General features: G+C 70.2%; 15 protein-coding genes and 1 pseudogene. 9 read left to right on the top strand and 7 right to left on the bottom strand.

From position 1 onward, the window contains the following. Nucleotides 1-6: 6 nt before the first annotated feature. The gene (locus OH768_RS45065) at nucleotides 7-1,476 is read right to left on the bottom strand and encodes an aldehyde dehydrogenase family protein (protein ID WP_406462547.1); all 1,470 of its coding nucleotides are present in this window, start codon (nucleotides 1,474-1,476) and stop codon (nucleotides 7-9) included. 220 nt (nucleotides 1,477-1,696) lie between these two features. Here OH768_RS45065 and purU point away from each other — a divergent pair, with 220 nt between their 5' ends. Beyond that, nucleotides 1,697-2,569 carry a formyltetrahydrofolate deformylase gene (purU, locus tag OH768_RS45060; protein WP_406462545.1) on the top strand — a complete coding sequence of 291 codons (873 nt, stop codon included), beginning with the start codon at nucleotides 1,697-1,699 and terminating at the stop codon, nucleotides 2,567-2,569. A gap of 37 nt (nucleotides 2,570-2,606) precedes the next feature. Here purU and OH768_RS45055 read toward each other — a convergent pair whose 3' ends face one another. The 3 genes from OH768_RS45055 to OH768_RS45045 all read right to left on the bottom strand — a co-directional run bounded on the left by OH768_RS45055 (nucleotide 2,607) and on the right by OH768_RS45045 (nucleotide 5,912). Then, nucleotides 2,607-3,443 carry a 5,10-methylenetetrahydrofolate reductase gene (locus OH768_RS45055; protein ID WP_406462544.1) on the bottom strand — a complete coding sequence of 279 codons (837 nt, stop codon included), beginning with the start codon at nucleotides 3,441-3,443 and terminating at the stop codon, nucleotides 2,607-2,609. A 6-nt stretch (nucleotides 3,444-3,449) separates the two neighbouring features. Next, nucleotides 3,450-5,117 carry a choline dehydrogenase gene (gene betA / locus OH768_RS45050; RefSeq protein ID WP_406462542.1) on the bottom strand — a complete coding sequence of 556 codons (1,668 nt, stop codon included), beginning with the start codon at nucleotides 5,115-5,117 and terminating at the stop codon, nucleotides 3,450-3,452. 195 nt (nucleotides 5,118-5,312) lie between these two features. Continuing rightward, entirely contained in the window at nucleotides 5,313-5,912 is a 600-nt protein-coding gene (locus OH768_RS45045; RefSeq protein WP_406462540.1) for a TetR family transcriptional regulator, read from the bottom strand. 661 nt (nucleotides 5,913-6,573) lie between these two features. Here OH768_RS45045 and OH768_RS45040 point away from each other — a divergent pair. The 5 genes from OH768_RS45040 (at nucleotide 6,574) to OH768_RS45020 (ending at nucleotide 11,839) form a co-directional block, all read left to right on the top strand. Continuing rightward, nucleotides 6,574-7,455, top strand: coding sequence for a phosphotransferase (locus OH768_RS45040; protein ID WP_406462539.1), 882 nt, complete (start codon nucleotides 6,574-6,576; stop codon nucleotides 7,453-7,455). Nucleotides 7,456-7,552: 97 nt separating this feature from the next. After that, a complete protein-coding gene (locus OH768_RS45035) occupies nucleotides 7,553-9,424 on the top strand; it encodes an ATP-binding cassette domain-containing protein (RefSeq protein ID WP_406465697.1) in 1,872 nt (623 codons plus the stop codon). 38 nt (nucleotides 9,425-9,462) lie between these two features. Then, a complete protein-coding gene (locus OH768_RS45030) occupies nucleotides 9,463-10,014 on the top strand; it encodes a class I SAM-dependent methyltransferase (protein ID WP_406462537.1) in 552 nt (183 codons plus the stop codon). 147 nt (nucleotides 10,015-10,161) lie between these two features. Continuing rightward, nucleotides 10,162-10,851 (top strand): HEAT repeat domain-containing protein, encoded by a 690-nt coding sequence (locus OH768_RS45025; RefSeq protein WP_406462536.1) that lies wholly within the window; start codon nucleotides 10,162-10,164, stop codon nucleotides 10,849-10,851. Beyond that, nucleotides 10,838-11,839, top strand: a complete 1,002-nt coding sequence (locus tag OH768_RS45020; RefSeq protein WP_406465696.1) for a MerR family transcriptional regulator — start codon at nucleotides 10,838-10,840, stop codon at nucleotides 11,837-11,839. The genes OH768_RS45025 and OH768_RS45020 overlap by 14 nt, the downstream gene beginning before the upstream one ends. Before the next feature lie 6 nt (nucleotides 11,840-11,845). On the opposite strand, the pseudogene OH768_RS45015 reads toward OH768_RS45020, so the two are convergent. After that, nucleotides 11,846-12,276 (bottom strand): annotated as a pseudogene (locus OH768_RS45015) (LuxR C-terminal-related transcriptional regulator); the annotation flags it as partial. Here OH768_RS45015 and OH768_RS45010 point away from each other — a divergent pair. The 3 genes from OH768_RS45010 (at nucleotide 12,230) to OH768_RS45000 (ending at nucleotide 14,886) form a co-directional block, all read left to right on the top strand. Beyond that, on the top strand, nucleotides 12,230-13,111 hold the full coding sequence (locus OH768_RS45010; protein ID WP_406462535.1) for an ABC transporter permease: 882 nt from the start codon (nucleotides 12,230-12,232) through the stop codon (nucleotides 13,109-13,111). The pseudogene OH768_RS45015 and the gene OH768_RS45010 sit on opposite strands and share 47 nt — an antisense overlap. Nucleotides 13,112-13,182: 71 nt before the next feature. Further along, nucleotides 13,183-13,542 (top strand): DUF779 domain-containing protein, encoded by a 360-nt coding sequence (locus tag OH768_RS45005; protein WP_362983051.1) that lies wholly within the window; start codon nucleotides 13,183-13,185, stop codon nucleotides 13,540-13,542. 192 nt (nucleotides 13,543-13,734) lie between these two features. Next, entirely contained in the window at nucleotides 13,735-14,886 is a 1,152-nt protein-coding gene (locus OH768_RS45000) for a phosphodiester glycosidase family protein (protein WP_406462534.1), read from the top strand. Between the two features lie 2 nt (nucleotides 14,887-14,888). Here OH768_RS45000 and OH768_RS44995 read toward each other — a convergent pair whose 3' ends face one another. Further along, nucleotides 14,889-15,083, bottom strand: a complete 195-nt coding sequence (locus OH768_RS44995) for a hypothetical protein (protein ID WP_406462533.1) — start codon at nucleotides 15,081-15,083, stop codon at nucleotides 14,889-14,891. A gap of 140 nt (nucleotides 15,084-15,223) precedes the next feature. Beyond that, nucleotides 15,224-16,087 (bottom strand): phosphatidylinositol-specific phospholipase C/glycerophosphodiester phosphodiesterase family protein, encoded by an 864-nt coding sequence (locus tag OH768_RS44990; protein WP_406462532.1) that lies wholly within the window; start codon nucleotides 16,085-16,087, stop codon nucleotides 15,224-15,226. Between the last annotated feature and the right edge of the window lie 56 nt (nucleotides 16,088-16,143).

The raw sequence follows: 16,143 nt of genomic DNA, 5'->3' as shown, positions 1-16,143 counted from the left end.
CGGCGTTCAGCCGCGGAACCAGTGCTGCGGCCGGGGGTGGATGTTCTGCCAGATGTGCTTGGGCTCTCGGTACTCGTTCAGGCCGGTCGGTCCCAACTCCCGTCCCACGCCCGAGTGTCCGAAGCCACCCCATTCCGCCTGCGGCACATAGGGGTGGTAGTCGTTGATCCACACCGTGCCGTGCCGCAGCCGCCGGGCGACCCGCTGGGCCTTGCCCGCGTCCTGGGTCCAGACGGCGCCGGCGAGTCCGTACTCGGTGTCGTTGGCGATGCGTACAGCGTCGTCCTCGTCGGTGAAGCGCTCGACGGTCAGCACGGGTCCGAAGGACTCCTCGTGCACCACCCGCATGTCCTGCGTGCAGCCGTCGAGGACCGTCGGCGGGTAGAAGTGCCCTTCGGCGAGGGCGGGTTCGGTCGGCCGTTCACCGCCGCAGCGCAGTACGGCACCCTCGGCGATCCCGGCCGCGACATACGCCTCGACCTTCTCCCGGTGCTGTGCGGAGATCAGCGCCCCGGTCTCGGCCTCGGGGTCGAAGGGCCCGCCGAGCCTGATCTGCCGGGCGCGGCGCACGAGTTCGTCGACGAAGCGGTCGTGCAGCGAGTCCTCGACGATCAACCGGGCGCCGGCCGAGCAGACTTGGCCGGAGTGCAGGAAGACGGCCGTGAGCGCGAAGTCCACGGCCGTCTCGAAGTCGGCGTCGGCGAAGATGACGTTGGGGTTCTTGCCGCCCAACTCCAGCGCCACCTTTTTCACGGTCGCGGCGGCGGTGGCCATGATGCGTTTGCCGGTCTCCAGCCCGCCGGTGAAGGAGACCATGTCGACGGCGGGGAGCTCGGAGAGCGGTGCGCCCACCTCGGGCCCGGTGCCGAGGACGAGGTTGGCGGCACCGGCGGGCAGCCCCGCCTCCTCCAGCGCCTTCATCAGGAGGATGGAGGTGGAGGGCGTCAGCTCGCTGGGCTTGAGGACGATCGTGTTGCCCGCGAGGAGCGCCGGAGCGACCTTCCAACTGGCTTGCAGCAGCGGGTAGTTCCAGGGCGTGATCAGCCCGCACACACCGACGGGCTCGTAGACGACCCGACTTACGGCGTCATCGCGCCCGGTGTCGATGACCCGCCCGGCGTCGGTGCCGCCGATCCCGCCGTAGTAGCGGAAGCACGAGACGACGTCGGCGATGTCGTACTCGCTCTCCACCAGCCGCTTGCCGGTGTCCAGCGACTCGGCGCGGGCGAACTCCTTGGCGTCGCGCTCAAGGATGTCGGCGGTGCGCAGCAGCAGGGCGGCGCGTTCCCGCTCGGGGGTGCGCGGCCAGAGTCCCTCGTCGAAGGCGCGGCGGGCGGCGGCGATCGCGGCCTCGGTGTCGGGACGTGTTCCCTCGGACACGGTCGCTGTGAGCGTGCCGTCGGCGGGACAGCGGATCTCACGGTGACCGCCGGCCACCGCGTCGCGCCATTCTCCGTCCACATACAGGTCTGCCACGTGTGGAGCCCTTCGAGCGAATTCCGTTGCGCATTGTGCACCGTATTGCTTGTGGTGGAACACCCTGGCGAATGTGCAGACATACGTCAAGGGGTTGGCGGATGACGATTTCGCCATGCGGCCCATTGCCCGGCCACCTCTTGACCGCGGGCGGCGCCCGGCCCAACCATGTTGCGTATCGCTCACCATGTTGCGCAACACGCACCGACGGAGGCCGTCCATGTCCCCTCGACCGCACCCTGGCCGCGAATTCGTCCTCACCCTCTCGTGCCCGGACACCACCGGACTGGTCCATGCCGTGAGCGGCTTCCTCGTCCGGAACTCCGGCAACATCCTGGAGAGCCGGCAATTCGATGATCGGCTCAAGGGCCGCTTCTTCATGAGGGTCCACTTCGATGTTTCCGATCCAAACGCCGACCTGAAAACACTGCGTTACCGATTCGGTCCGGTCGCCGAGGCCTACCGCATCTCCTGGACCCTCCGGGACGCCTCGACGCCGACCCGGACCCTGATCATGGTGTCCAGATTCGGCCACTGCCTGAACGACCTGCTCTTCCGCAAGCGCACCGGTGCCCTCAACATCGAGATCCCGGCGATCGTCTCCAACCACCGGGACTTCGAGGGCCTCGCGGACACCTACGGCATTCCCTTCCACCACATCCCGGTCACCCGGGACACGAAGGCCGAGGCCGAGGCCCGACTCCTGGAACTGGTACGGGAGTTGGACATCGACCTGGTGGTGCTGGCCCGCTATATGCAGATCCTCTCCGACGACCTCTGCAAGCAGCTCGAAGGTCACGCCATCAACATCCACCACTCCTTCCTCCCCAGTTTCAAGGGCGCCCGCCCCTACCAGCAGGCGTACGACCGCGGGGTGAAGCTCGTGGGCGCGACCGCGCACTATGTGACGCCGGAGCTGGACGAGGGCCAGATCATCGACCAGGACGTGGTCCGCGTCGACCACTCGCTCGACGCGGAGGAGCTGGTGACGGTGGGGCGGGACGTGGAGGCGCAGGTGCTGGCGCACGCGGTGAAGTGGCACAGCGAGAGCAGGGTGATGGTGGACGGGAATCGTACGGTGGTGTTCCGGTGATCGACGGTCGTATACGGGAACTGGCCGACTCCGTCGGCTAGTCGCCCAACCGCTCCAACGCGGCCCGGCGCCACCGCTCCGTCTCCGCGAGCTGGTTGAACGTGAAGACGTGCAGCCCCGCCACCTCCGTCCCTGGAGCGGTCAGCGCCTCCGCGCTGCGCGCGAGCAACCGGTCGGGCGAGTAGCCGCCGGGCGTCGCGAACCGCAGGAACCAGGACGCGTGCTTCGTGAGGAAGCGGGTCGACTCCCCCACCCCGATCTTCGTCGCCATGGCCAACAGCTTCGCACGCTGCACCGGCCCCGCGACTCCCACGTACAGCGGCAGCGTGACGTCACGGCGGCGGATCCGGCCGACCCACTCCCCCAGCACGCGCGCGTCGAAGCACAGGTTGCTCACGATGTACGTGGCGTGCGCGCGCTTGTCCCACATGGCCTGGATGGTGAGGTCGTCGTGGATGAGGGGGTGGCTCTCGGGGTAGCCGGTGATGCCGACGCGGGCGAACCGGCTGTCCAGTTCGCCGAGCCTGCGCAGCACCGGCAGCGCCCCGTCGTAGACCCCAACCGGCGGATCGGCGTCGCCGGCCGGGACGAACACGTCGTCGACACCGGCCTCTCGGAGCCGGTCGACGACGTCCTTGAGGTGCGCGTCGTCCCGCAGCAGCCGCGCGGGCACGTGCGGGACCACGCGGTAACCGTGTGCCGCGAGCCGTCCGACGAGGTCGAGGGTCGGCTCCAGGCCCTTGACCGGCGACGCCGTCACGGTGACGACGACATCGCGCGGTACATGGGCGAGGACCTTCTCCTCGGTCGCCTTCGCGGGCAGCACCTCGTAACGGACGCTCGACAGCAGCGCCTTGAGACCTTCACCGCCCAACCCGGCCTACCCGGCCTGCTTCTGGGCGTCGCTGTGGCGGTAGTACACGGCCTTGGAGGGAGCCAGCGGCTCCTTCCCCAGGATCAGGTCGGCCGCCTTTTCGGCGATCATCATGACGGGCGCGTAGATGTTGCCGTTGGTGACGTACGGCATCACCGACGCGTCGACGACCCGCAGCCCCTCGACGCCGTGCACCCGCATGCTGGTCGGGTCCACTACGGACATCTCGTCGGTGCCCATCTTGCAGGTGCAGGAGGGGTGCAGGGCGGTCTCGCCCTCCTTGGCGACCCAGGCGAGGATCTCCTCGTCGCTCTCCACGGACGGGCCGGGCGAGATCTCCCCGTCGTTGTACGGGGCCAGCGCGGGCTGGTTGAGCAGCTTGCGGGCGACCCGGACCGACTCGACCCACTCGCGCCGGTCCTGTTCCGTGGAGAGGTAGTTGAAGCGCAGCGCAGGGTGCTCCAGCGGGTCCTTGCTCTTGATCTTCACCGAGCCGATGGCGTCGGAGTACATGGGCCCGACGTGCACCTGGTAGCCATGACCGCCGGCCGGCGAGGAGCCGTCGTAGCGGACCGCGATCGGCAGGAAGTGGAACATCAGGTTGGGGTAGTCGACGTCGTCGTTGCTGCGGGCGAAACCGCCGGCCTCGAAGTGGTTCGTGGCGGCGGGTCCCTTGCGGAAGAGCCACTGCAGGCCGATGAAGGGGGCGCGCCACTTCGCCATGTACGGCTGCATGGAGACGGGTTGCTTGCAGGCGTACTGGATGTACACCTCCAGGTGGTCCTGCATGTTCTCGCCGACGCCCGGCAGGTCGTGGACGACGTCGATGCCGAGCGCGCTCAGCTCCTCCGCGTTGCCGACGCCCGAAAGCTGAAGCAGCTGCGGGGAGTTGATGGCGCCGCCGCAGAGGATGACCTCGCGGGCGCGCACCTGGTGGATCTTGCCGCGGTGCCGGTACTCGACGCCGACGGCCTTCTTGCCCTCGAAGAGGACGCGGTTGACCATCGCGCGGGTGGTGACGGTGAGGTTGGGCCGCTTCCGTACGGGCTTCAGGTAGGCCTTGGAGGCGGAGAGTCTGCGGCCCCGGCTGACGTTGCGGTCGAAGGGTGCGAAGCCCTCCTGCTGATAGCCGTTGACGTCGTCGGTGCGCGGATAGCCCGCTTCCTGCACGGCGTTGAGGAAGGCGCCGAACAACGGGTTGGTGGCGGGGCCGCGTTCGAGGACGAGCGGGCCGTCGTGGCCGCGGAACTCGTCGTCGGGCTCGGCCGCCAGGCAGTTCTCCATCCGCCGGAAGTACGGCAGACAGTGCGCGTAGTCCCAGCTCTCCATGCCGGCGTCGGCTGCCCAGCGCTCGTAGTCCATGGGGTTGCCGCGCTGGAAGATCATGCCGTTGATGCTGCTGGAGCCGCCCAGCACCTTGCCGCGGGCGTGGTAGACGCGCCGGTCGCCCATGTGCGGCTCGGGTTCCGACTCGTACTTCCAGTCGTAGAACCGGCTGCCGATCGGGTAGGTCAGCGCGGCGGGCATGTGGATGAAGACGTCCCACGGGTAGTCGGGCCGGCCGGCCTCCAGGACGAGCACCTGGTTGCCCGGGTCCGCGGAGAGCCGGTTCGCCAGTGCGCTGCCGGCCGATCCACCGCCGACGATGACGAAGTCGTATTGCAGGGGAGCCATGATCTCTCGTCTCGCTCGCGCCGTAGATACGCGAGGCATGCTAATACGGGTATCGCCATACGCACTAGGTTGCGAGCAACGCAACTTGCAAGGTCCAGGTTTCCGGGTTGTTACCGGTGGTCGAGTGGGTCGAGGCCGGGGGCGGGCAGCGCTCGGGAGCCCCGGACACCGGGGCGCGCGACAGGTGGGGCAGGGCTACGGGGCGAGCGGGTGAACCGCGCCCATGGCCTGGTCGAGAAGCTGGGGCAGGGGGACGGTGCCGTCGCGCTCGACCCAGGTCTCGATGGCCGCGTCGAGGCAGCCGAGGGCGCCGGCGATGAGAGCCGACGCGGCCGGGTCGGCCGCTGTGCCGGTCCGGCGGACCACCTCGGGGCGCAGCAGTTCCCGCATCTGCAGGTAGCGCTCCTGGTAGCGGCTGCGCACCGAGGGCGACTGGACGATCGCCCGGGCCGTCTGGAGTGCGGCGGCACTGTCCTTGCCCTGCCGAACGGCGGGCTCCAGGGCGTGCCGCAGTGCCGTCCAGACCGGTTCGTCGTCCGGCCGCTGCTCGAGGGCGTCCTGCGCGTGCCGGGCGTGGTCCTCCGTCATGACCAGGAGGACGTCTTCCTTGGTGGGGAAGTAGCGGAAGAACGTCGCCCGGGACATACCCGCGGCCTTGGCGATCTGCTCGATCGTGGTCTGCTCGAAGCCGCGCGACAGAAACATCTCCAGCGCGATCTCGGCGACCTGCGCCTTGACCGCCAGCCGCGTGCGCTCCCGCAGCGACAGCACGGGCTCGTCCGGAGGGGTAACCATGATCAAATGGTATCACGTTTCCTTTGTGTGACCGTGACTCATAAACAAGACTTAATCGAGGAGTCCGTACCGCTGCACCTTTGCGCGTTGCTCCTTGGAAGGCGTGTTCGATGCCGACTCGGCGTGCGCCACATCCGGCCAATGATTGAGGCGCCGCCTCGCGAATGAGACTCTATCTCGCGCGTGGGAGTCCATCGAGTCTTCGGGTCGATAGAAAGGCAGGGCGGCGATTCGGCCACGACCGGTACCCCCGTGCGCCCCGCAATTCGGGGATGGCCGACCGAGGCACCCCGCAACCACGCGGCGAGGAAGCGACTCAAACACGCGTGTTCGAAACCAGCGGCGGGCTCGTTGTCCCGGTCATCATCAGTCGTCCCCAAACCGGCCTGTACGCAGCCCTGTTGGTGACGAATGCCGGTGGCCGCCGTACGCACCGCCACCGGTCCACGCTTCGTTCGCCCACCTGACCGACCACTGGAGGAACCATGAACCCCACCCCCGTCGTCTGCGCCCATCCCGTCCCCGGACGGCCCGAGGCCACTCGGGCGGCTGCCGGTCCCCGTACGGCCTTCGGTGCCGGTGCCGCCGTTACGACGTCCGGTGCCAGTGCCGCCGTATCGCCCGTCGCTGATATGTCACGCCCGACACCGAGGTGGGGGGCATGACCGACCCGAACTTCCTTGCGTCCCCGCTCCGTTCCTGGGCCGAGAAGACCCTGGGCCCGCTCACCGGCCTACGCCGTCTCCCGCCCGGCTCGTCGCCCGCGGCCGTATGGCATGTGGTCCGCGGGTCGGACGACGCCCGTTTCCAGCTCAAGACCGCGCCGTCGCCTCGGGCCTTCACCCGGGAGACGTTCGCCTACCGGCACGCCGTGCCCGCCCTCGGTCCCGGCAACGCCCCGCGCCTGGTGGCCACTTCGGCCCGGCACCTGGCGATGATCCTGACCGCCCTGCCCGGCACGCCCCTGTCGCAGGCGCGGTTGACGGAGGCCGCGCTGCAGACGGTCCACCGGCGGGCCGGAACGCTGGTCGCCGAGCTGCACCAGGCCGGACGGCCCACCCCCGCCGCGCGCCGTGAGGCATCCGCGTTCGTGTCCCGTCTCGCCGACGCGGCCGCACACCATGCCGACGCGGTCGGTGACCAACTGTCGCTGACGGAACGGAAGTTCGTCATGGCACTCGCCGACCACCTGCGTGTCCTGGACCGGCTGCCCCTGGGCTTCATCCACGGAGGCGGCATCGAAGCCGGCCTCCGCTGGTCCGGTGCTGCGCGGCCGGCCCTCCAGGACTTCGACCGGGCGCGTTTCGCCCCGGTCGCCGTCGACTTCGTCCACCTCGCCTACGGGCTGTGGGCCGAACGGCCGCTGCTGCGGACCGCGTTCTTCGACGGCTACGGCCGCGCCCTGGGCGCCGAGGAGCAACAGGCCCTGCGCTGTCTGACGGGGCTGCACGCGGTGCGGTCACTGGCGGAAGGTTTGACGTGCGGAGACCGGGCGGCGGCCCGGACGGCACTGGACCGGCTCAAGAGCGAGGTGGGCGTGTGAGGCCCGGCCCGAACGCCGTCCCGTCCAGCCGGGCATCCGTGTGCTGCCCGGGCGAGGCACGGGGAGCGGCCCGGTGAGCGCCGCGTCCCGGCCGACGATGCCCGTAGGGGCGGGGCGGGTCGCTCCGCCGCCGCCCGCCGAGCTGCGCTACGGCGGCAAGTACAGCAAGAACCCGTTGGAGGAGGCCGCGTTCGCGGCGATGGTGCGGCGGCTGCCGTCGGTGCTGTCGCGGACCGCGCGGATGGCCTGGGCGATCGACAGGCAGGCCGTACTGCTGCTCGTCGGCTGCCAGTTGGCCGTCGGCGCCGGCGCCGCGGTCCAGCTGACGGCCACCGCGCACGCGATGCGCGCGGTCTTCGGCACCGGCCCGGTACCCGACCGCCTCCACCAGGCCCTGCCCGCCCTCCTCGTCATCACAGTGGCCGCGATCATCAGCAGGACGGCGACCGCGCTGTCTTCGTACGCCGACGGCCGGATCACACCGGTGCTGACCACGGAGGCGGACAGCTCCCTGGTGGCGGCGGTGTGCCGCATCGAGGCCGCCGCGCGCGCCGAGGACGGGTGCGCGGACCGGCAGGAGGCCGCGGAGATGGGCGTGGTCCGCAGCCACGTCATGGTCCAGGACGCCACCCGTCTCACCGCCGCCGTCATCCGGATGGTCACCGCGAGCGGGGTGCTGACGGTGCTGCACCCACTGCTGCTGCCCCTGCTGCTGCTCGCCGTGGTCCCCGCCGGCGTCGGCGCGGTGCTGCACGCCCGGGTCACCTACGAGACGCACTACGCGAACGTCGGCGACCGCAACGTCCGCCAGAACCTGCGGGGTTGGGCCACCAGCGCGAAGTTCACCGACGAGATCCGCGCCAACACGATGACCGGCTATCTCAACTTCTGGTACCGGACGATCTCCGAGCGGATCGACGCCCGCACGCTGACCGCCGCTCCCCGGATGCTGAGGATCGTGCTCGCGAGCTCGGCGATCGGCGGGACCTTCCTCGTCGCGACCTGGGCGGCGCTGGCGTGGCTGGTGAGCACCGGAAGGATCGAGCCGGCGATCGCCGGGACCGCGGTCGTCGCCGTGCAGACCACCCTCGGTGCGCTCTCCCAGGTCGTCATCTACGGCGCGGCCATGTTCCACACCTCGCTCTACCTCGCCGACATGGACTCCTTCCTCGACTACGCCGACCAACACGCCCCGAAACGAGGTGAGTTGACGGTGACCGGGCCGGTCACGGAGATCCGGGTGGAGCAGGCCGCGTACCGGTATCCGGGCAAGGAGGCCCCCGCCGTCGCCGGAGTGTCGCTGACCGTGCGCCAGGGGGAGATCCTCGCGCTGGTGGGTGAGAACGGGTCCGGGAAGTCCACCCTGGTCCGGCTGCTCGCCGGTATCTTCCTGGCCGACAAGGGCACGGTCTCCTGGAACGGCGAGGACGTCACCCGCCTCGACCCCGACAGCCTGTGGGTCCGGTCCGGGCTGGTGCCTCAGTCCTTCGCGCAGTGGCCGCTCTCGGTACGGGACAACGTCACCCTCGGCCAGCCGCGCGAGGACGGCGACGCCCTGGTGTGGGAGGCGATCGACGCGGTCGGCCTGACCGAGGCCGTGCACCAACTCCCGGCCGGAATGGACACGTTGCTGGCCCGGGACGTCTGGGGCGGCAGCGAATTCTCCGGCGGCCAGTGGCAGCGCCTGGCCTGCGCACGCGCCCTCTACCGAAGGGCCGGACTGCTGATCCTGGACGAGCCGACCTCGGAGATGGACGCCCGTGGCGAGCACACCATCCTCCGGAAGATCAAGGCGCTCTCCGGCGACTGCATCACGATCGTGGTGACCCACCAGCTCGTCAACACCAAGATCGCCGACCGGATCCTCGTCCTGGACCACGGCCGAATCGCCGAACAGGGAACCCACGACCAACTCGCCGCCGGAGGCGGCCTGTTCGCCGACCTCCTCGCCCTGTCCACCGACCGCTGACCCACCCGCCGCCCGAACGGCGAGAGGGAGCAACCCCGTTGGGATACCTGCAGCCGGGCGAATGGAACACCCACCACGCGCAGGGGCGACGCTTCCGCTCCCTCGGGAACGCGGAACGGACGCTGCCGGCCGAGCACGTACCGTCCCCCGGCAACGGCAGCAGAGCCCTCGAAATCGGCTGCGGCCTGGGCGAGTTGGCGTCGACGGGCTACACCGTCGACGCCGTGGACTGGTCCGAAACCGCCCTCGAACACGCCCGCGCCGGCAGTCCGGGCCGGGCCGACGTGCGCCGGCTACGCCTGGACATCGAGCGAGACGACCTCACACCCCTGGAGGAGAACACGTACGACCTGATCACGCTCCGCCTCACGTACGCCTTCCTCGGCGACCGCATCCGCGTCCTGCACGACCTCGGGAGTCGGCTGCGTGAGGACGGCGCGATCGTAGTGATCACCCCGCTCGCGGCGAACACCCCTGCCGAGAAACGGGACATCGCCCTGGACGAGGACGAGATCCGCCTGCTGAGCGCCGGCTGGGAACAGGTCCGGCGCTTCGACGCGGACGGGCTCGCGCTGGTGAGACCGGCGTGATCACCGTCTGGCCCGGCGTCCTCCCCGGCCTGACACCCGTGCGCGCCTACCCGCTCGCGGGAGCGAGTCCAGGAGGCTCTGCGGGTGGTGCCGTTTGACCTTGACACGGTGGCAAGGTCTTCACTGCTGCCCAAGGAGGTGGTCCCGATGACCATGACGAGACAGGACACGGATGCGATACGCGCGCTCCAGGCGCTGGAGGACACGAGTTCGTCCGTGCGGCTGCGGGCGGCTCTGGCGGTCGGGACGGTGCCTGACCCGTGCTTCGTCGGCAAGCTCGTCGAGCGATGCGCGATCGAGCCCGAGTTCTTCGTCCGGGACATGCTGACCTGGGCGCTCACCCGCCACCCGGTGTCCCTGACGCTCCCCGAACTGTTCCGCGAAGTCCGCTCGGAGCGTGCGCAGGCACGCGGCCAGGCGCTGCACACGCTGTCCAAGATCGGGGACCGGCAGGCATGGCCGGCGATCACCCGGGCGCTGTTGTCCGACGCCGACGACGAGGTGGCGCGGAGCGCCTGGCGGGCCGCGGTCGTGCTCGTGCCGGAAGGCGGGGAGTCCGCCCTGGGCACGGTGCTGGCGACGCAGCTCGGGCGCGGTGAGCGGGAGACACAGCTGAGTCTGAGCCAGGCGCTGGTCGCGCTGGGTGAGGTGATCGTGCCGGCTCTGCACGCTGCGACGACAGTCTCCGACCCGCGTGTACGTGCGCACGCGCTCGCTACCCAAAGGCTGCTGCGCGACCCGGACGCCGGGTTCGAGTCGGCGATCGAGGAGGCCAAGCGCGTCGTGGCCCTCACCGGCGCGCCCAGGACGGACGATGAGAACCGTGCTGATCGGTGAGGTGGCGAGACGGTCCGGGGTCAGTGCCCGCATGCTCCGGCACTACGAATCCCTCGGCCTGGTACGGCCTTCGGGCCGTACGGGATCCGGTTATCGGGAGTACTCCCCGGAGGACATCCGGCGGATCTTCCACATCGAGAGCCTACGGTCGCTGGGCCTGTCGCTGCGTGACATCGGGCGCGCGCTCGACGATCCCGGTTTCACGCCCTCGGCGCTCGTCGGCGACCTCATCCGGCAGACGCGCGACCGCATCGCGGCCGAGACCGAGCTGCTCACACGGCTCGGCCGGATCCGTGCCGCGGACCCCGCCGGCTGGGAGGACGTGCTCCAGATCGTCGCGCTCCTCCAGGCACTGGGCTCGAAGAGCGCCGACGCGCGTCAGCGCGCGGTCCTCTCCTCGGGCGACGAGGTGCCTGCGGAGGCTCTGGTCGAGGCGGCACTCGGCGAGACGGAGCCGAACGTCGCGGGCGCCCTGCGATGGGCGCTCGCGCGATCGGAGGACGGCGGCGCCCTGGTGCTGCTGGCGGAGGCCCTCGGGTCACCGGTGGCCGCGGTGCGGGAACGTGCCGTTCAAGCCCTCGTCGAGCTGCCCGGCGATGAAGCCGCCGCGCGGCTGCGGGATGCCCTCGCGAACCCCGACGCCGTGGTCCGCGGCCATGCGGCTCTGACGCTCGGTGCACGTGGTGTGGCCGACGCGGTCCCGGCGCTCATCGACTTGATCGTGGCGGGAAGGAACGACACCGACGCAGCCGATGCGCTGAGCGTGCTCGCGGGCGACACCGCGACAGCTGATCGGATCGCGACCAGGCTCGTCGACCGCCTTGCCGACGACACCACCGAGGCACCCGCACGCGGGCGCCTGACCCAGGCGCTGGCGGACATCCCGGGGCCGACGGCATCCCGTGCCCTCGTGGAACTGTCACAGGACGAGGACCGCGCCGTCGCACTGACTGCCGGATACCTGCTTCGGCTCCGCGACGCGCGGTGACAACACCTACGCGTCGCGCGACCACCCACGCGGCTCCGTGCCGTCACCGTTGTCGTACGACCCGGGGCTGACGAGGCCCGTCTCGTAGCGACGACGACTGCCTGGGCGCGGTCGCGGAGGGCGAGTTTGCCGAGGATGTGGGAGACATGGGTCTTCACCGTGGCCTCGGACAGGTGGAGTCCGGTGGCCAGTTCGGCGTTGCTCAGGCCCTGGGCGAGGAGGCGCAGGACGTCCAGTTCGCGGGGTGTGAAAGCGGCCAAGTCACGGTGCAGGGAGGGCGGTTCCGTGCTGCGGCGGGCGAATCGCTCGACCGGGCGGCGGGTGATGGCGGGGGCTAGCAGCGCGTCGCCGGCCCGGACCGTGCGGACGGCGGCCACGAGGTGTTCCGGCGTGACGTCTTTGAGGAGGAAGCCGCTGGCGCCGGCGGCGAGCGCCGATCCGCCCGCGCTCCCCCCTTCGGTCACCGCCGCCATCGCGGCCCAACCCGGCACCCGGGCCTACTACGGCAGCGCCTCCCTCGACGCGGCCGTGTCGGGGACGATCGGACCCGTCACCTTGACGGCGTTCGACGGTGACGCCTCCTGGGGCGGTTTCACGATGGTCGGCGGGCGGTGGTTCACCGGGCCGGGTGAGGCCGTGGTGCCGAGCACGATTCTCACCGCCACGGGCACGAAAGTCGGCGACACCATCGCAATCACCGTGCAGGGCAAGCCAGCTGTGGTCCGGATCGCCGGCGAGGTGTTCGACACCGGCAACGACGGCCGTCGGGTCTTCACCGACGCCGCCACACTCAGGACCGCCGCACCCGGCCTCAAGTCCACGACCGAGTACGTCGATCTGAAACCCGGCACCGACACGGACGCGTATGTCACCGCGCTGCTCACCGTGCTGCTGGTCTGTGTCGCCGGGCTCGGTGTGCTGGGCGGGGTCGTGCTCGACACCCACGAGCGCGTCCACGACCTGGGCATCCACAAGGCGCTCGGCATGACACCCCGCCACACGGTCACGATGGTCGTCGCCTCGGTCGTCCTGCCCGGACTGGCCGGCGGCGCCCTCGGCGTACCGCTGGGCCTGGCCGTGCACCACGCGGTGATCCCGGCGATGGGCCGGGCGGCGGGGCTGCGGCTGCCCGACCTCGTCGTCGAGGTCTACGGCGCCGGGGACCTGGTCCTGCTCGGGCTCGCCGGAGTCGCCGTCGCCGTCCTCGGCTCCCTGTTGCCGGCCGGCTGGGCGGCACGCGTCCGCACGGCGACCGCACTCCGAGCCGAATGAGCCCGCAACCTTCTCGCAACCTCGCGTGTGCTGCGATGTGCCATCGCATCCGGCTACTGGGGACGGCAGACATGGACGACAACACCCCGCGCGTCGAACTCACCCCCGCCGCGGAGGACCTGCTGCGCCAACTGCACGCCCAGCACGGCCCGCTGATGTTCCATCAGTCGGGTGGTTGCTGCGACGGCAGTGCGCCCATGTGTTACCCGGAGGGCGAGTTCCGTACGGGCGGCTCGGACGTACTGCTCGCCGAGTTGGAGGTCGAGGGCGTGCCGGAACCCGTGACGTTCTGGATCTCGCGCAGCCAGTACGAGGTCTGGAGCCACACGCGGCTGATCGTGGACGTCGTAGCGGGTCGCGGCAGCGGTTTCTCGCTGGAAGCACCCGAGGGGGTGCGTTTTCTCACCCGTTCCCGTGTAGTCGGCGCCTAGGAGCCCCGCCGGCCATGGTCTTCTGATGCACTTCCCCTGAGTCCTGGATGAGTTGACGAGACATCAGGGGGCACTGTGACGCGCCGTCAAGAGCGTTCCAGAGCAGCACGTTTCAGAGCCGAACGTTTCAGAACATGCGAGTCGGCACTCGCGTTTCTCGCGGCATTCGGTGCGCTGGCCGGTGCGGCCCTGGTGGGGGCGGCACCGGCCGGCGCCGTGCCGGGCACCACGCGGCTCGCGCCGGGTGTCACCTACCGGCAGTTCGACATCAGGGCGGCCAGGGGTGTGACCCACGCCCATGTGGTCGTGGTGGACCTGCGCGACACCCATGTGCGCGTCAACCTGCTGTACCCGGGCGCGGTGGCGGCCCGGGAGCCCGTCTCCGAGCTGGCCGGCTCGGCGGGCGCCGTCGCGGGCGTCAACGGCGACTTCTTCAACATCAGCGAGACCCAGCACCCGGGCGTCGCGGCCACGGGTTCCACCGACGGACCTGCCATCGCGAGCGGTGTCGCGCTCAAGGGGGCCGTGCCGGACGGTCAGCGCTTCGGACCCGCGCTGCCGCCCGGCACGAACACGCGGAACGTGCTCGGCGTGGGTATCGACCGCGTGGCCCGGCTGGACAGCCTCACCCTCAAGGGGACGGTCGGGACCCCGCAGGGCCGGATGCCGCTCGGCGGGTTCAATCAGTACGCGCTGCCGGTGAACTCCATCGGTGCGTTCACCACACAGTGGGGCAGCGTCTCCCGGGTGCGTGCCACATGTGGCACGGACACGAACCGGGCCGCCGCGTGCAGCAAGGACACCTACGAAGTCACCATTCGCCACGCGCGAGTGGTGTCGGCGTCCCACACTCCCGGCGGTGGTGCCATCGCCGCGGGCACCACCGTACTCGTCGGTCGTGAGGCGGGTGCGCAGCAGCTGCGGAAGCTGTCCGTGGGGGAGCCGGTGCAGGTGCTGCACCGGCTGGTGGCGTCGAGGTCCGGGATCCCGTACCGCTTCGCCCTGGGCGGCTACCCGGTGCTGCGGGGCGGGCAGCCGTTGTCCGGCCTCGACAACTCGACCTCGGCCGTGCGCACGGCCGTCGGGATCGCGAACCACGGCCACCGTCTGCTGCTGTTCGCGACGGACGGCGCGGTCGCGTACCGCAGCGGTCTGACGAACGCCGAAGTCGCCGCCGAAATGCGGAAGTTGGGCTCGGTCGACGCCTTCGGTCTGGACGGCGGCGGCTCGACGACGCTGGTCGCCCGCGCACCCGGCGCGAGCGCCGTCACGGTACGGAACCACCCCAGCGGAGGCGCCGAGCGGCCCGTACCGAACGGCGTCGGGGTCTTCTCAACCCGCTGACCTCATGGATGGAGTCCGCTCACCAGATCCGCGGTGGCCGTCAGGCCACTGTGGATCGTGGGCGCCATGCTGGTGCTGGCCATGAAGAACCCGAGCAGTGCGCAGACCAGCGCATGGGAGAGCTTCAGCCCGCCGCTGCGCAGGAAGATCACCGCAAGGATCAGGAGCAGCAGCACCACAGAGATGGAAATGGCCATCGTCACCCTCCTCCGCCACGCCGCCGTGTCTGGTTCGCGGCGTTCGGCGGCAAGTGTGGCGTAGCGGAGGGATCGTCCGGGCTACCGACGTGTCCCCCGAACGTGTGGTGTCACCCCATGTCATGTGACCACATGTGGTGTCACGCCGTGCGGTGGGCGTCCAGGAAGGCTTCCAAGCCGGCGAGGTCGTCGGTGTTGAGGAAGTCCACACCGGCGGCGAACAGCTCCTCCCACAGCGCTTCACGGGCGGGGCCCGCCACGTCAGGGGTGTTCCAGAACCGCACGGTCTGCCCGGCCGCGTGCGCCTGCCGCACGATGTCGCGCAGCTTCTGCCGCTCGGCGTCGGGGAAGACGCCGTCGCCGAGCCAGGTGAAGTTGGTCTGCCAGTTGTCGCTGATGAGCGAGATGAAGGAGGCGGGCGCCGAGGTGCCGAGGTCGGTGAGCCGGCCGTCGTAGAAGGCGCGGCGCACGGTCTGCGCCTCCATGGGGATGCGGGCCGCGCGGTCGCCGGAGATGACGTTGGTGACCGCGCCCTGGTGGACGCGTCCGTGGGCGTAGGTGGTGAACAGGTGCTTGTAGCGCTGGAGATGACGGTCGAGTTCGAGGTACGTCGAGGAGCCCTCGGTCTTGATGTCGATCAGGAGCTGCAGCGGCTTGCGCCAACCCCGGTACACGGAGTCGTGGTTGGCCTTCACGAGGGCGGAGAGGGGGTCCAGGTAGAGGGATTCGAGGGTGCGGCTCGGGTCGAGTTCGGATGCGTCGTGCCCGATGAGGAGTTGGTCGCCGACGAGGAAGATATCGGCCTCGACGCTGCCGAAACGGTGGTCGAGGGCGTCGAAGAGGGGCCGGGGGTGCTCGTAGTCGTTGTGGGCGTGGGCGCGCCACAACGGGCGTCGGCGGTGCCCTTGTTCGGCGGCGAACGCGCTGCCGGCGGGCGGGGCGAGCACGACCGCGAGGGTGGCGCCGAACGCGGTGAGGGCTCTGCGACGGGTGATGAGGGCCATGGTGTTCCTCCCTGTGGGGCGGGTTCGAACCACAGGGAGTATGGGGCTGTACGGCC

The sequence above is a fragment of the Streptomyces sp. NBC_01622 genome (assembly GCF_045209635.1).
GTDB lineage: Bacteria > Actinomycetota > Actinomycetes > Streptomycetales > Streptomycetaceae > Streptomyces.
Note: the sequence above shows the minus strand (reverse complement) of the source record. Positions and strands in the feature narration are given on the sequence as shown.

Excerpts from the sequence above, each read along its gene's own strand:
- purU (WP_406462545.1), top strand. The coding sequence starts at position 1,697 with ATGTCCCCTCGACCGCACCCTGGCCGCGAATTCGTCCTCACCCTCTCG.
- betA (WP_406462542.1), bottom strand. The coding sequence starts at position 5,117 with ATGGCTCCCCTGCAATACGACTTCGTCATCGTCGGCGGTGGATCGGCC.
- OH768_RS45045 (WP_406462540.1), bottom strand. The coding sequence starts at position 5,912 with ATGGTTACCCCTCCGGACGAGCCCGTGCTGTCGCTGCGGGAGCGCACG.
- OH768_RS45040 (WP_406462539.1), top strand. The coding sequence starts at position 6,574 with ATGACCGACCCGAACTTCCTTGCGTCCCCGCTCCGTTCCTGGGCCGAG.
- OH768_RS45035 (WP_406465697.1), top strand. The coding sequence starts at position 7,553 with ATGCCCGTAGGGGCGGGGCGGGTCGCTCCGCCGCCGCCCGCCGAGCTG.
- OH768_RS45025 (WP_406462536.1), top strand. The coding sequence starts at position 10,162 with ATGACCATGACGAGACAGGACACGGATGCGATACGCGCGCTCCAGGCG.
- OH768_RS45005 (WP_362983051.1), top strand. The coding sequence starts at position 13,183 with ATGGACGACAACACCCCGCGCGTCGAACTCACCCCCGCCGCGGAGGAC.
- OH768_RS44995 (WP_406462533.1), bottom strand. The coding sequence starts at position 15,083 with ATGGCCATTTCCATCTCTGTGGTGCTGCTGCTCCTGATCCTTGCGGTG.
- OH768_RS44990 (WP_406462532.1), bottom strand. The coding sequence starts at position 16,087 with ATGGCCCTCATCACCCGTCGCAGAGCCCTCACCGCGTTCGGCGCCACC.